Genomic DNA, 16,166 nt, shown 5'->3' with positions numbered 1-16,166 from the left:
GGTTACTTTATATCAAACTCCAATAAGCGTTTTACATATTTCCCGAGTACATCAAATTCTAAGTTTACAGCATCCCCGATTTTAAAATACTTAAAGTTGGTATGTTCGAAAGTGTAAGGTATTATTGCGACACTAAATTGATTGCGTTTAGAATTAACCACTGTTAGGCTTGTCCCATTTACAGTAATAGAGCCTTTTTCTATTGTAATATTATTTAGTTCTTTATCGTATTCAAAAGTAAATAACCAACTTCCAGAAGTTTCTTTAATATCTATACATGTTGCAGTTTGGTCGACATGACCTTGTACAATATGTCCATCTAAGCGATCTCCAAGGAGCATAGCGCGTTCTAAGTTTACTAAATCGTCTGTTTTAAGAGATCCTAAGTTTGTTTTGTTTAAGGTTTCTTGTATGGCCGTTACAGTATATGTGTTTTCGCTTATGCTTACAACAGTTAGGCATACACCATTATGAGCCACACTTTGGTCTATTTTTAATTCAGAAGTTAATTCACTTTCTATGGTTACATGTAGATTACCTTGATCTGATTTAAGATTAGCAACACGACCTAAATTTTCTATTATTCCTGTAAACATATTAATTCAATTATTTGGTTAAATTTGTATCTGTAAAATTACGAACAAAATAGTTATCAAGTTTAATGAAGAAAGAAGAAAATATAATAGTTGGAATTTCAATTGGAGACTTGAATGGGATTGGTGGTGAAATTGTATTGAAGACTTTTGAAGACCCAAGAATACTAGAATTTTGTACGCCGGTGATTTTCGCTTCAGTTAAAGTGATGTCTTTTTTTAAGAATCATTTTAAAATGGATATAAATTTTAATGGTATTAACCATATTAACCAGATGGTTATAGGTAAGGTTAATGTTTTAAATTGTTGGAAAGAGAATGTGTCTATAAATTTCGGAAAAGAAGATTTTAAAATAGGCGAATATGCTATTAAATCTCTTGAATCTGCAACTGCGGCGCTAAAAGAAGGCACTATAGATCTTTTAGTAACCGCACCTATTAACAAACACAATATTCAGTCGGATAAATTTAAATTTCCAGGTCATACAGATTATCTAGCGCAAGAGTTAGAAGGAGAAAGTTTAATGTTTATGATTACTGACACTTTAAAAGTAGGCTTGTTAACCGATCATGTTCCTGTAAGTGAAATTGCAAACCATATTACTCCTGAATTAATTGAGAAGAAAATCAGTACCGTATATAAATCACTTCAACGAGATTTTCAGATTTCTAAACCAAAAATTGCTGTTTTAGGCATCAATCCGCATACAGGGGATAATGGTGTGATAGGTAATGAAGATGATACCATTTTACGTCCTACTTTGGCTAAAATTAAAGAGAGTGGCAAATTGGTTTATGGCCCATATGCAGCAGATAGCTTCTTTGGATCGAATAATTATAAGAATTTTGACGCTATAATTGCCTCGTATCACGATCAAGGATTAATTCCGTTTAAAACTTTATCGTTTGGAGAGGGTGTAAATTATACGGCGGGCTTAAATAAAGTACGTACATCTCCAGATCATGGTACAGCATTCGAAATCGCAGGGAAAGGTATTGCAAACGTAAGCTCGTTTAAAGAAGCGTTATTCTCAGGAATACAGATTTATAAGCACCGTTTGGAGTATGATAAGCTTGTGAAAAGAGTGTAAAATATTAAATAAAAAAGATATAAACAAAAAAATGTTTATAAGTAAGCTTGTGTAAAATAAAAATTCATATATTTGCAGGCTCAAATTAGATATGGAAATGAAGCTGTTGAAAGAATTTACAATCCAATTCGTTGGATTAAAATTAGGCAAACATCAATTCGAATATCAAATTGGACAAGAGTTCTTTGCACATTTTGGGTATGAAGATTTTAATGATGCTGATATTCAGGTACATGTTCTTTTCGAAAAGAAGAATACGTTATTGGAATTGCATTTTGAAATCTCGGGAATTGTAAATGTCTATTGTGATGTCACAAACGAACCTTACGATCAACCTATTCAAAATGAATTTGATTTGGTAGTGAATTTTGGTGATGAGTATAATGACGAAGAGATTGATTTACTAATTATTCCTCACGGGGAATATGAATTAAATATACAACAGTATATTTATGAATTAATAGTGTTAGCAATTCCTACGAAACGTGTTCACCCTGGAGTTGAAGATGGCACGTTACAATCAGAAATACTCGATAAACTAGAAGAATTGAGTCCTAAAATTAAGGAAGAAAAAAAAGACCAAGAGGAGTCAGACCCTCGATGGAATACATTAAAGAAACTATTAACGGATAATAAATAAATAGAAAATGGCACATCCTAAAAGAAAAATCTCGAAAACAAGAAGAGATAAGAGAAGAACACATTACAAAGCAACTGCGCCACAGATTGCTACATGTCCAACGACAGGAGAAGCTCATTTATATCACAGAGCACACTGGCACGAAGGTAAATTATATTACAGAGGTCAAGTTTTAATCGACAACTCAGAGGTAGAAGAAAATTTAGCATAAGTATTATGCAAGCATATAAAAAAACGCTCCATTGTGAGCGTTTTTTTTGTCATATAGTTTTCTATAAGTCAAAAACAACTTAATTTGCATTCAATTAAACCAAAAAATTAAGTAATTTGGCCGTAAAATTGATGTTTCAGGTCTAATTATCTAAGTTTTGGTTCAATAATTTATACGCTATGAGTAAAATAACAGCGGCTATTACAGCTGTAGGAGGATATGTGCCCGAACATGTTTTAACAAATAAGATGTTAGAGTCTATGGTTGAAACTAATGATGAATGGATTACATCGAGAACTGGAATTAAAGAACGTCGTATTTTAAAGGAAGAAGGGCAAGGAACTTCTTTTCTAGCTATAAAGGCTGCTCAGGATTTAATTAATAAGTCGGGAGTAGATCCTACACAAATCGATTTAGTAATTGTTGCTACTGCAACACCAGATATGAAAGCTGCTGCAACGGCATCTTTTACAGCAACAGCGATTGGAGCGGTAAATGCGTTTGCATACGATTTAGAAGCTGCGTGTTCCAGTTTCTTATTCGGAATGTCTACAGCATCCAGTTACATCGAGTCTGGACGGTATAAAAAAGTATTACTTATTGGAGCAGATAAAAACTCTTCAATGATTAATTATAAAGACCGAGCAACATGTATTATTTTTGGAGATGGTGCCGGTGCAGTGTTATTCGAACCTAATGAAGAAGGTTTAGGATTACACGACGAATATTTAAGAAGCGATGGTGCTGGTAGAGATTTTCTACAAGCTACCTATGGCGGATCATCTTACCCTGTAACTCCCGAAGCGGTAGCCGAAGGAAAGCACTTTGTGTTTCAGGATGGGAAAACGGTATTTAAAAATGCAGTGTCTAATATGGCAGATGTTGCTGAAAAAATATTAGAACGAAATAATTTATCTAAAGACGATATTTCTTGGCTTGTAGCCCACCAAGCAAACAAGCGCATTATAGATGCAACAGCTAAACGAATAGATTTAGACTCAGAAAAAGTAATGATTAATATAGAAAAGTACGGTAATACGACTTCTGCTACATTACCATTATTACTTTTTGATTATGAAAAACAACTTAAAAAAGGCGACAAATTAGTTTTTGCTGCTTTTGGAGGTGGTTTTACATGGGGATCTATTTACTTAACCTGGGCATACAATTCTTAATTGACTAATAATAACTTATTTTAAAATCTAATTTATTATGGATTTAAAAGACATTCAAAATTTAATCAAATTCGTTGCTAAATCTGGTGCAAGCGAGGTTAAATTAGAAACCGATGATGTAAAGATTACCATCAAAACTGGTGGTGACGATAAAGGTGAAACTACAACTTATGTACAACAAATACCTGTAGGAACTCCAGTTGCTCAGGCTCCTGTTGCACCACAAACTGTAGCAACCACCCAAGCAGCACCTGCCGAGGCAGAAGCGAATTCAAAATATATAACTATTAAATCTCCAATTATCGGGACTTTATATAGAAAACCCTCTCCAGACAAACCACTGTTTGTAGAAGTTGGTCAAACTATAGCCGAAGGTGATGTACTTTGTATTATTGAAGCGATGAAACTTTTTAACGAAATCGAATCAGAAGTATCTGGTAAAATTGTTAAAATACTTGTAGATGATGCGTCTCCAGTAGAATTCGATCAACCATTATTCTTGGTAGATCCATCATAACAAATTTTAAAATTCCAAAACAAATCCCAATTGACTTGGAATTTGGAATTTGAGATTTTTAAATTGTATACGTTATGTTTAAAAAAATACTAATAGCCAATAGAGGGGAAATAGCACTACGTGTTATTAGAACCTGTAAAGAAATGGGAATTAAAACGGTTGCAGTTTATTCTACAGCCGATGCAGAAAGTTTGCATGTAAAATTTGCAGATGAGGCCGTATGTATAGGTCCTGCCGCAAGTAGTGAGTCCTATTTAAAAATGTCTAATATCATTGCTGCTGCAGAAATAACAAATGCAGATGCTATTCACCCAGGATATGGGTTTCTTTCAGAAAACGCAAAATTTTCTAAAATATGTGAGGAACACGATATCAAGTTCATTGGGGCTTCTGCCGATATGATCTCTAAAATGGGAGATAAAGCCACAGCAAAGGAAACTATGAAAGCTGCCGGAGTACCATGTGTGCCTGGTAGTGATGGTATTATTTCAGATTTCGAAATGTGTCAAAAAGTAGCCTTAGAAACCGGATATCCAGTGATGCTTAAAGCAACTGCTGGTGGTGGTGGAAAAGGTATGCGTGCCATTTGGAAAGAAGAAGACCTAAAAGAAGGTTGGGATTCTGCCCGCCAAGAAGCTAAAGCAGCCTTTGGAAACGATGGTATGTACATGGAGAAACTTATTGAAGAACCAAGACATATCGAAATCCAAATTGTAGGAGATTCTACAGGTAAAGCATGCCATTTATCAGAACGGGATTGCTCTATTCAGCGTCGTCACCAAAAGCTAACAGAAGAAGTACCTTCGCCATTTATGACGAAGAAACTGCGTGATGCTATGGGGGCTGCAGCTGTTCGTGCCGCAGAATATATAAAGTACGAAGGGGTGGGAACTATCGAATTTTTGGTAGATAAGCACCGTAATTTTTACTTTATGGAAATGAATACGCGTATTCAGGTAGAACACCCAATTACAGAGCAAGTAATAGACTTCGATTTAGTTCGTGAGCAAATTCTTGTCGCTGCCGGTGTGCCAATTTTAGGTAAAAACTATACTCCTAACATGCATTCTATAGAGTGTCGTATTAACGCAGAAGATCCATATCACGGATTCCGTCCGTCTCCAGGTCGGATAAATACACTACATGCCCCAGGAGGTCATGGTGTGCGTTTAGATACACATGTTTATGCAGGTTATAGCATTCCGCCAAATTACGATTCAATGATTGCAAAGTTAATTACTACGGCGCAAACTCGAGAAGAAGCCATAAGTAAAATGAAACGTGCTTTAGACGAATTCGTAATAGAGGGTGTTAATACCACGATTCCATTCCACAGACAATTAATGGATCATCCAGATTATGTCGCTGGAAATTATACTACTAAATTCATGGAAGATTTCGTAATGGAAAAACCTCCAAAAGAAGATTAAAATATACAAACTCCGGAATTTATTTCGGAGTTTTTTTATGGTGTTACTTTTGCTGCAAAAAGCAAAAGTCAGGCTATCTGCTATATCTTTTATTTTATAGAAAATAAAAGGATGCCACTTCTATCCTTAACACAACATTGGTTTATATAACTTTCGTGAAGTCATTACTAATGTTCGTTTAATGCAAGCTATAAATTAATTAAGATTTCATTTTAACCACATCATTTAGCTAGGTAAACACGTATTCTTTTTAGTGTTTTGCGTGTTTTTAGTTGATGTAAATAAGGCATTTACTTTAATTAGGTGCTATTCTTTCCGTTGGACTAATTTTTATGTAGTTAAACTAATATTCTTTTACTTATACAGGTACACCATTTATATTTGCGTCACCATAACATAAGTAGGTTAAGTTCATGGTAGATTTGGGGCAAAAAGGTGAACTTAACAGTTCGCCTTTTTCATTTTAAAATAGTTTCCAAAAAAAAATCGGACTATATAAAAATATAGCCCGACTGTAATATAGTATTTAAAACGTCTTATTATTTTGCTTCAGCATAACGACGTTCTACTTCGTTCCAGTTAATTACATTAAAAAATGCATCAATATATTCTGGTCTTTTGTTTTGGTAATTTAAGTAGTATGCATGTTCCCAAACGTCTAATCCTAAAATAGGAGTTCCGTCGCACTCAACACCTGGCATTAATGGGTTATCTTGATTTGGAGTAGAACAAACAGAAACTTTTCCGCCTTTGTTTACACATAACCAAGCCCAACCTGAACCAAATTGTGTTGCTGCAGCATTACTAAATGCTTCTTTAAAAGCATCTACAGATCCAAATGCTTCTTCGATAGCTGTTTTTAATTCACCTGATAAACGCCCTTTACCTTCTGGGTTCATTATTTCCCAAAATAAAGAGTGATTGTAAAAACCTCCACCATTATTTCTAACAGCTCCATTGCTCATGTCTAAACCTGTAAGGATATCTTCAATAGATTTTCCTTCTAAGTCAGTTCCTTCAATAGCGCCATTTAATTTTGTAGTATATCCTTGGTGGTGTTTAGTATGGTGTATTTCCATTGTACGTGCATCGATGTGTGGTTCTAACGCACCGTAAGCATATTGTAATTTCGGTAATTCGAAAGCCATAATATTTGTGTTTTTTATGATTAAAAATTTTATCTCTTTCAAATTTAAGTATAATACACGTCAATTAAAAATAATATATAGCTATCTAATCATCGATAGTTTTTATCTTGTATTCAAATTATTTAATAAGCATGGAGAGTAACACTACTTTTTCTATTTACGATGCTTCTGCAGGGAGCGGAAAAACATTCACCTTAGTAAAAGCCTATTTAACAATCTTGTTTAAATCGAAAAGCCATTTTCAGTTTAAAAATATTTTGGCTATAACGTTTACTAATAAAGCAGTATTCGAAATGAAAGAGCGTATTATTAAAACGCTTAAAGAATTTTCGGACGAGGCTGTTTTGGAGCAAGATAACGATATGTTTAGTTTGTTGTGTAAAGAGCTAAACATGGAGCCGGAAGCTTTACATAGCAAATCGAAAATGTTACTTCATACCATTATACATAATTACGCCGCTTTCGAGATTTCGACAATCGACGGATTTACACACAGAATTATTAGAACCTTTGCTCACGATTTAAAACTTCCTTTAAACTTTGAAGTCGATTTAGATTCCGAAAGTTTATTAAATAAAGCGGTTGATCGCTTAATAGCAAAAGCGGGAACCGATAAAGAAATTACCAATGTTTTGGTACAGTTTGCTATAGAAAAGGCAGACGATGATAAAAGTTGGAATATTGCATTAGATCTTTATAAAATAGCAAAACTACTTATTTACGAAAATGATATTCCATATTTAGAAACGTTAAAAGATAGAACATTGTCTGACTTTAGTACGTTTAAAAAGCAACTTTATAACGATTTAAACACACTAGAAGCTAGCATTACTGAAGCCGCCAAACATATATTAAATACATTCGAAAGTAATAATTTAACCGTTAAAGACTTTTCAAGAGGAACATTGTTTAATCATTTTGTAAATGCCTCAGAATTTAAAATACACGGACTTTATAAAAATCAACTAGAAGCGAATATAAAAGAAGGTAAAGTCTATACAAAGGCACTCGATCCTTCAAAAAAGGAGATTATAGATGGCCTTTTGCCTGTAATAGAGTCGACCTATTTAAAAATTAAAGAAGCCGTTTATTTATTTAAATTCAGAAAAACAATTTCTAAAAATTTAACCCAACTTTCGGTTTTAAACGCGATAAATCAAGAATTGACAGCGCTTAAAGATGAAGAAAATAAAATGCTGATTTCAGAATTTAATACTTTAATTAGTAAAGAAATCGCGGCGCAACCAACTCCTTTTATATACGAACGGTTGGGCGAAAAATTCAATCATTACTTTATAGACGAGTTTCAAGATACATCGACCATGCAATGGAATAACTTAATTCCATTGGTGTCAGAAGCGATAGATACTCACGATGTCGAGAAAGAACCGGGCTCTTTAATGATTGTTGGAGATGCTAAACAAGCCATTTACAGATGGCGTGGCGGAAAAGCAGAACAATTTATAGAGTTATCCGACTTAGATTCTAGCCATAATCCATTTAATACACCAAAAAACATAAAGTCTTTAGATACTAATTTTAGAAGCTTTAAAGAGGTAATTCATTTTAATAATTCATTTTTCGATTATGTCTCGGGAGCAACTTTTAGTAATGAAGTGTATGGAAACTTATACAAAAGAGCGAGTCAGCATCAGAAAAACGTAAATGAGGGATATGTAAATATTTCGTTCTTAGATTTAAAAGATGAGGATCGCAATGCGCTATATCCCGAACAGGTTTATAAAACGGTTGAAGATTGTTTGGCAAACGGATTTCAATTAAAAGATATTTGCATTTTGGTAAGAAAAACAAAAGACGCTGTGGTTACGGCAGATTATCTAAGTCAGCAGGGCATTCCTATCATTTCTTCAGAATTGTTACTGATTAAACAAGCACCCGAGGTCATGTTTATTACGCATCTGTCAACGCTTTTATTTCAACCGAAAAACGCCGAAATTAAGGCTGAAATCTTATATTTCTTAGCAGATAAATTTAATATTGAAGATAAACATGCCTTCTTTGCAAAATTCATTCTGCTAGATAATGTCGCGTTATTTGAAAGTTTTAAGCAATTCGGAATCCATACAAATGCAAGCGCTTTAATACAATTACCATTGTTTGATATGTTTGAAACTATGGTTAGAGAATTTAATTTAGTAGCGCATTCTAACGCTTATATTCAGTATTATTTAGATGTCGTTTTAGAATATACACAAAAGAAAGGTTCTGATATTTTTGGGTTTTTAGAGTATTTTGAAACTAAAATTGATAAGTTAAGTATTGTTTCTCCTGAAGGGCAGGATGCTGTTCAGATCATGACGATTCATAAATCGAAAGGATTAGAATTTCCAGTTGTTATTTTTCCTTTTGCCGATTTAGATATATATAAGGAGATAGATCCTAAAGAGTGGTTTCCTTTAAATGCCGAAGAGTTTAATGGTTTTTCGTGGACTTTATTAGATTATAATAAAGCTAATTTTGAAGAGTTTGGGGAAGAAGGTCTTGCTATTAGCAAAAAACATCAATCCGAACTAGAGCTGGATAGTCTTAACCTATTGTATGTTGCGTTAACCCGACCAGTCGAACAGCTTCATATTATTGGAAGTTTGGCATTAGATGCCAAAAAGAATGTTAATATTAAAAATTATAGTGGTTTGTTTATAGACTACTTAATGAAGAATCAGCTATGGCAAGAACATACTTTTAATTATCATTTTGGAAACCCGAAACGTCTTACTAAACCTAAAGTCGATGCGATGGCCGAAGATAAAGAAGGACAGGTAACCTTAGAGTTTATTTCTACAGCCAAAAAAGATCATAATATTAAAATAGTGGCAAGTAGCGGTTACTTGTGGGATACCAAACAGCAAGAAGCGATTGAAAAAGGAAATCTAGTCCATAATTTAATGGCGAACATAAAGACCAAATCAGATGTTGAAGGCGTGTTAAAAGATGCCGAACAATCGGGTTTGATTTCATCAGATCAATTAGAAGGGTTGCAAGAGCGTATTTTACAAATTATAGATCATTCGGAATTGGAGTCGTATTTTACTTCAGACCATACTATTTATACCGAACGGGATATAATCAAGGCCGATGGTACTATTTTAAGACCTGACCGTCTCGTAATTACTCCAAATAAACAAGTTTCTATTATAGATTATAAAACGGGAACAGCGTTAGATAAGCATAAACAGCAATTAATGTTGTATCAGGAAGGGATAGAGGCTATGGGTTTTGAGGTTGTCGCTAAAATTTTAGTCTATATTAATGAGGATATACAAGTCAAATACGCATAAAAATGTACTTTTCTGTAGGATGGAAAACGCTTAAAAAAAGAGACTGTACCGCGTGATTTTTAATTTTTTAATTACACAAATTTTTTAACTAATATTTTTAACTCTTTAACATTAGATCTTGTCTCAAAACGTGTCTAAAAGACGGTAAAAATGAGGTGTTTAAGCTGATAAATTTTTTTATTCGCGCCTTAATTTTGAATAAAAAATAAAACTAAAAATTGCGCCATCCCTTATAGATAAAGACTTGGGCGTATTTATGGCGGTTTTAAATAAGTAAGGCTCTATTTTAAAACGCTTCTAAACTCTTTAAGTTTCACATAAGTTGTCAATATTTTTTTATATTTGTCTTTGTTAATAAAATTTAACAACTTACTTTTGTTTACAATTAACACTTAAAAATTAAACTTTTGAATATGAAAAATCTTAGCAGATTATTGTTCGCAATGTTGCTGGTATTTGGTTTTAGCAACACTTATGCGCAAGATGACAACAACCCATGGGCGATTAGTTTCGGGGTAAACGCAGTAGACTTCTTTCCAAACGGAGACGGAGCACCTCTTAGTGAAGGTTTCGGAGACGAATACTTCAATACTGGAGATCACTGGAACGTTTTACCTTCTTTATCAACTATTACTGTAGCTCGTACTATAACAGATGGTTTATCATTTGGAGTAACAGGGTCAATTAATAAAATTGATAAATACGGTGATGATGAAGTTTCTGATTTATCTTACTACGGAGTAGATGGTACTTTTAAGTACGGTTTTTTACAACACAGTGTATTTAATCCATTCATCGGAGTTGGTGGGGGTTACACTTGGGTAGACGAAATCGGAGCTGGTACTGCAAACGGTACTTTAGGTTTCAATATCTGGTTTACTGAAAACATTGGTCTTACATTACAATCTTCTTATAAGCACTCTTTCGAAGACTATTTAACTTCTCATTTCCAACATACTGCAGGAATCGCTATCAAATTTGGTGGAAAAGATGCTGATAAAGATGGAATATACGACAAAGATGATGCTTGTCCAGATGTATTTGGTTTAGCTATCTTTAACGGATGTCCTGACACTGACGGTGATGGTATCGAAGATTCTAAAGATGCTTGTCCTAACGAAGCTGGTACAGCTGAATTTAATGGTTGTCCTGATACTGACGGAGACGGTGTAGCTGATCCAGAAGATAAATGTCCTACTGTAGCTGGTTTAGTAGCATTAAACGGATGTCCTGATGCTGATGGTGACGGTGTAGCTGATCCTGATGATAAATGTCCAAACGTTGCTGGTCCTGCAGAAAACAATGGTTGTCCTTGGCCTGATACTGACGGAGACGGTGTAGCAGATAAAGATGATGAGTGTGTAGATGTTCCTGGTACTGTTGCAAACAACGGTTGTCCAGAATTATCTGAAGCAGTTCAAAAATCTCTTAACGAATATGCTAAAACTATCTTATTCGATACAGGTAAATCTACTATCAAAACTCACTCTGCTGAAGTTTTAGAAAACATTATAGCTATTATCAATGAGTATCCAAACGCTACTTTTACAGTAGATGGTCACACTGATAGTTCAGGATCTGATGCTTTAAACATGAAGTTATCTGATGCTAGAGCAGCAGCTGTAAAAGATTACTTAGTAAATAAAGGTATTGACTCTTCAAGATTATCTTCTAAAGGATATGGTGAAGAAAAGCCAATCGATTCTAACAAAACTAGAGCTGGTAGAGCTAACAACAGACGTGTAGAAATTAACTTAGTTAAATAAGACTAAATCTGTTAAAATATAATTATCTAAAACGCCCCGTTTATTCGGGGCGTTTTTTATTTTTATAGCATGACAACTTTTATAGAAGAGGTTATTGCTAACCTACAAGAGAAAGGTCTCGATCTTTCGGAATTAAAATTTATTCTTCCTAGTAAACGTGCAGGGACATTCTTAAAGCATCAACTTTCAAGAACGACCAAGCAAAATATGTTTGCCCCAGAAATATTAAGTATTGAAGATTTTGTTGAAAACATTTCAGGTTTAAAAACAGTCTCAAATACAGAGTTACTTTTTCAATTTTATAATACCTACATCACCCTTAATACCGACGGTAGTCCGGACTCGTTTGAAGTGTTTTCTAAATGGGCTCAAATCTTGCTTCAAGATTTTAATGAAATCGATAGATACTTAATTCCGCAACAAAAAATATTTGAATACTTGGCAGCCATTCAGGAGACTAACCATTGGTCTGTGGCCGAAGATAAAACCGAATTCATTATAAAATATCTTGCGTTTTGGAATAAGCTACATGTCTACTATACGCACTTCACAAAAACGTTGCTGGAAAATAATTTGGGGTACCAAGGCTTGGTCTATAGACAAGCGCATACTAAGGTTGGCGAGTATACCCAACAGAACAAAATACAACATGTGTTTTTAGGCTTTAATGCTTTAAATACTGCCGAAGAATCTATTATTCAACATATCCTAGAGCATACAGATGCTTTAATTTATTGGGATATAGATAAAACATTTTATGAAAACCCAGTTCATGATGCGGGATTGTTTACCAGACAACACGCAAAAAAGTGGAAATATTTTAATACACATCCTTTTAATTGGATTTCCGATAATTATAAAAATGAAAAATCTATACAAGTAATTGGTGTTCCTAAAAATATTGGGCAATCAAAATATATTGGTAATATTCTTAAAGAACTAGGTAAAACTAAAAACACTTTAGAGCATACAGCGATTGTTTTAGGGAATGAAGATCTTTTGCTTCCAGTGCTTAATTCGATACCTTCGGAAGTAAAGGCGTTAAATGTTACAATGGGTTTTCCGTTAAAATCAATTCCGTTGGCTTCATTATTCGAAAGTCTATTTAAGCTTCATAAAAATAATCCGAAGTCTTTTTATTATAAAGATGTAATTTCCATAGTGTCTCATCAATTTGTGCGTCCGCTATTTATTCAAGATAAAGAAGATTTTGCTACAGCCTTAATTGAAACGATTCAAACTAATAACATAGTCTTTCTTACATGTCAACATTTAGTTGAGTTGTGCGAGCCATTTAAAGACGTTTTAGAGCTTTTATTCAAAGCTTGGGATAACAACGCAACTAAAGCGTTAAGCCAGTCTAAATCTTTAATTTTCGCCTTAAAGGAGTATTTAAATATTAGTAAGGATGAGAATATATTAAGTCTAGAATATACATATCGCTTTTACGAACTTTTTAATGAATTAGAACGTTTAAATACCACCTATAACTTTTTTCAGAACATAAGTGCCTTGCATCAAGTGTATCAGGAATTACTTAGTAGTGAAACTTTAGATTTTCAAGGGGAGCCATTGCAAGGTTTACAGATTATGGGAATGTTGGAGTCCCGTGTTTTAGACTTTGAGACCGTTATTATTTCCTCGGTAAACGAAGGTATTTTACCCGCAGGAAAAAGTAATAATTCTTTTATTCCATTAGATGTAAAACTCGAGAATAATTTACCAACTTTCAAGGAGAAGGATGCGGTTTATACCTATCACTTTTATCGCTTATTGCAACGTGCTAAAAATGTTTATATTATTTATAATACGGAAGCCGATGTTTTAAAGGGCGGAGAAAAAAGTAGATTTATAACACAGTTAGAACTAGAAAAAATACACGAGCCTACACAGATTATGGCGACGCCTACGGTGCATTTGGTAGAAAATGAATTGAAAACAGTACCCAAATCGGCTTTAGTTATGGAGCGTTTAAAGCAAATTGGTAAGAATGGTTTTTCTCCATCGTCTTTAACGAACTATATGCGGAACCCAATGGATTTCTATCTGCAGAAAGTACTAAAAATTCAAGAATATGATGAGGTTGAAGAAACTGTAGCGGCTAATACTCTTGGGACAGTTGTACATAATACGCTCGAAGATTTTTACCAGCCATTAATTGGTGAGCAATTAACCGAAGCGCATATTAAAGAAATGCGAGCTAAGATTTCTGCTACGGTGTTGCATCATTTTGAAGATACTTATAAGAAAGGCGATATTAAAACGGGTAAAAATTTAATCAGTTTTGAAATCGCAAAGCGTTATGTTTCTAATTTTATCGACTTAGAATTAAAAGAAATTAAAGCTGGCCGAATTATAAAGATTATTGCTATTGAAGCCGATTTTGAACGTATAGAAATTAATATTCCTGAACTCGATTTTCCGGTGACTATAGGTGGAAAAGTAGATCGTGTAGACGAATATGACGGTGTGACTAGAATAATTGATTATAAGACAGGTAAAGTGAGTCAGTCGCAAGTAGAAATTATAAATTGGGAAGACCTCACCACCGATTATGATAAATATAGTAAGCCGTTCCAAATTTTGTGTTATGCATTTATGATGCTTTCAGATGGGACTTTAAAATTTCCTTTAGAGGCCGGAATTATTTCTTTTAAAAATTTAAATGGTGGCTTTTTAAAATTTACCAAAAAGGACAAATCTGGAAACGGTGCCACTAAAATAACCGCTATAAACGAGGAAACGATTCAGTTATTCGAGGAGCAACTTAAGGTCTTGATTTTAGATATATTTAACCCAGAACTCAACTTTGAAGAAAAGGAGGTTAGTCACTAAATAATTAAAAAAAATAAACTAAAAACATCCTTCTACAATCTAAAAAGTAATGAAAGCCAATTCTGAAATTAAACAAGAATTACTAAAGCGTTGTGAATCGTTTATCGATAAACGATTGGTAAATGTACAGCATAATATTGCCGAAGTGCAAGAGTCTTTAACGTCTGAAACTAAAAGTTCGGCGGGAGATAAGCACGAAACCGGACGCGCCATGTTACAATTAGAGCGAGAGAAATTTGGAGCGCAATTGGCCGAAATAAATCAGGTACAGCAAGCGTTAACTAAAATTAATATTACAAAGCAATCGGAAACTATTTGCTTAGGAAGTACTGTTATTACAGATGTTTCAAATTATTTTATAGCCATTAGTGCAGGTGAAATTGAATTAGACGGAACTAAGTATTATGCAATAGCACCTAACACACCTATAGGTTTACTTTTACTATCTAAGCAAGCTGGAGATGTTGTAAAGTTTCGAAATCAAGCGTTTAAGATTCTAGACGTTTTTTAGCAGATTCCGTTAAAATTAGGTTCAGAGTTGTATCAATAGGTAGTTCGGAATTGTGATAAAAAAAGATGGATTTAGAATGATAAATAGCTTCAATAAGATATGTACTTCCTCTAAAATAATTACGCTTTATTGTAACTTCTAACGCAGATTCTTCAGAAATCTCTAATTCATGTGCATATACAAAGACTTGCTTTTCAGAGGTGTTTAGTTTTAAATCTTGCGCTTGCATGTCATTAAACTCATCAAAGAAAGAGGCGATTAAAGGTTTTTTAGGGTTTCGGTATAATTCTTTAGGTGTATCGCTCGCTATAATTTTTCCGCTATTTAAAACAATCATCCTATCCGAATAAGGTAACACGTCTTCACGGTCGTGGGTGGCTACAATGACAGAAATATTCTTTTCTTTTAAATAATTGAATAAGTTGCGACGCAGGGTTTGTTTTTGAAAATTATCGATATGGCTAAAAGGTTCGTCCAATAAAATAATCTCAGGTTGTCTCGCAATCGCTCTAGCAAGTGCCACACGTTGTTTTTGTCCGCCACTTAATAATTTCACTTTAACATTTGTAAATTCAACTAAATCTACCAGTTCTATGAGTTCTTTAGTACGTCGTTCCTTTTCTTCGGGAAAGAAGTTAGACAAGAATTTACCGATATTTTGTTTCACAGAAATAAAAGGCATTAAATCAAATTCTTGAGCTACATATTTCATAAAGTCGTAACCAATAACCAAATTGAATTTTGGGCCTAATATGGGTTTGTCGTTCCAAAATATCTCCCCTTCAGGTAAATCGTAGGTACCGTAAAGTAATTTTATAAGCGTACTTTTTCCAGAGCCACTTTCGCCAATAATAGAAACATGCTGTCCGCGTTCTACCGAGAATGAAATATTGTGAAGTATGGTTTTCGTGTCGTAACCAAATGAAATATCTTGGACTTTAAGCATAATT

At 33.9% G+C, this 16,166-nt stretch carries 13 protein-coding genes; 10 read left to right on the top strand and 3 right to left on the bottom strand.

Features of this window, described 5'->3' with window-relative positions; all coding sequences use genetic code 11:
• Positions 1-2 precede the first annotated feature (2 nt).
• Complete coding sequence (locus ACKC83_RS04620) at positions 3-596, bottom strand: riboflavin synthase (RefSeq protein WP_434037176.1); 594 nt, start codon at positions 594-596, stop codon at positions 3-5.
• A 65-nt stretch (positions 597-661) separates the two neighbouring features.
• Here ACKC83_RS04620 and pdxA point away from each other — a divergent pair, with 65 nt between their 5' ends.
• From pdxA to accC, 6 genes are all read left to right on the top strand, one after another.
• Positions 662-1,684, top strand: coding sequence for a 4-hydroxythreonine-4-phosphate dehydrogenase PdxA (gene pdxA / locus ACKC83_RS04615; protein WP_434037175.1), 1,023 nt, complete (start codon positions 662-664; stop codon positions 1,682-1,684).
• A 97-nt stretch (positions 1,685-1,781) separates the two neighbouring features.
• On the top strand, positions 1,782-2,324 hold the full coding sequence (locus ACKC83_RS04610; protein WP_414035951.1) for a YceD family protein: 543 nt from the start codon (positions 1,782-1,784) through the stop codon (positions 2,322-2,324).
• Positions 2,325-2,331: 7 nt separating this feature from the next.
• On the top strand, positions 2,332-2,535 hold the full coding sequence (gene rpmF / locus ACKC83_RS04605) for a 50S ribosomal protein L32 (protein ID WP_007647175.1): 204 nt from the start codon (positions 2,332-2,334) through the stop codon (positions 2,533-2,535).
• Between the two features lie 179 nt (positions 2,536-2,714).
• A complete protein-coding gene (locus ACKC83_RS04600) occupies positions 2,715-3,710 on the top strand; it encodes a beta-ketoacyl-ACP synthase III (RefSeq protein WP_414035952.1) in 996 nt (331 codons plus the stop codon).
• Between the two features lie 37 nt (positions 3,711-3,747).
• The gene (gene accB, locus ACKC83_RS04595; RefSeq protein ID WP_414035953.1) at positions 3,748-4,227 is read left to right on the top strand and encodes an acetyl-CoA carboxylase biotin carboxyl carrier protein; all 480 of its coding nucleotides are present in this window, start codon (positions 3,748-3,750) and stop codon (positions 4,225-4,227) included.
• Positions 4,228-4,301: 74 nt separating this feature from the next.
• Complete coding sequence (gene accC / locus ACKC83_RS04590) at positions 4,302-5,657, top strand: acetyl-CoA carboxylase biotin carboxylase subunit (protein ID WP_414035954.1); 1,356 nt, start codon at positions 4,302-4,304, stop codon at positions 5,655-5,657.
• 539 nt (positions 5,658-6,196) lie between these two features.
• On the opposite strand, the gene ACKC83_RS04585 is transcribed toward accC, so the two are convergent.
• The gene (locus ACKC83_RS04585; protein ID WP_434037174.1) at positions 6,197-6,805 is read right to left on the bottom strand and encodes a superoxide dismutase; all 609 of its coding nucleotides are present in this window, start codon (positions 6,803-6,805) and stop codon (positions 6,197-6,199) included.
• Positions 6,806-6,936: 131 nt separating this feature from the next.
• On the opposite strand from ACKC83_RS04585, the gene ACKC83_RS04580 reads away from it, so the two are divergent.
• From ACKC83_RS04580 to ACKC83_RS04565, 4 genes are all read left to right on the top strand, one after another.
• Positions 6,937-10,104 (top strand): UvrD-helicase domain-containing protein, encoded by a 3,168-nt coding sequence (locus ACKC83_RS04580; RefSeq protein WP_434037173.1) that lies wholly within the window; start codon positions 6,937-6,939, stop codon positions 10,102-10,104.
• 413 nt (positions 10,105-10,517) lie between these two features.
• The gene (locus ACKC83_RS04575) at positions 10,518-11,870 is read left to right on the top strand and encodes an OmpA family protein (RefSeq protein ID WP_414035957.1); all 1,353 of its coding nucleotides are present in this window, start codon (positions 10,518-10,520) and stop codon (positions 11,868-11,870) included.
• Between the two features lie 69 nt (positions 11,871-11,939).
• A complete protein-coding gene (locus ACKC83_RS04570; RefSeq protein WP_434037172.1) occupies positions 11,940-14,705 on the top strand; it encodes a PD-(D/E)XK nuclease family protein in 2,766 nt (921 codons plus the stop codon).
• Positions 14,706-14,754: 49 nt separating this feature from the next.
• On the top strand, positions 14,755-15,216 hold the full coding sequence (locus ACKC83_RS04565) for a 3-oxoacyl-ACP synthase (protein WP_434037171.1): 462 nt from the start codon (positions 14,755-14,757) through the stop codon (positions 15,214-15,216).
• Here ACKC83_RS04565 and ACKC83_RS04560 read toward each other — a convergent pair.
• Positions 15,194-16,162 carry an ABC transporter ATP-binding protein gene (locus ACKC83_RS04560; RefSeq protein WP_434037170.1) on the bottom strand — a complete coding sequence of 323 codons (969 nt, stop codon included), beginning with the start codon at positions 16,160-16,162 and terminating at the stop codon, positions 15,194-15,196. The two genes, ACKC83_RS04565 and ACKC83_RS04560, sit on opposite strands and share 23 nt — an antisense overlap.
• Between the last annotated feature and the right edge of the window lie 4 nt (positions 16,163-16,166).

The organism is Formosa bonchosmolovskayae, assembly GCF_051016085.1.
Classification (GTDB): domain Bacteria; phylum Bacteroidota; class Bacteroidia; order Flavobacteriales; family Flavobacteriaceae; genus Formosa.
This window is presented reverse-complemented; position numbering and strand designations above follow the sequence as displayed.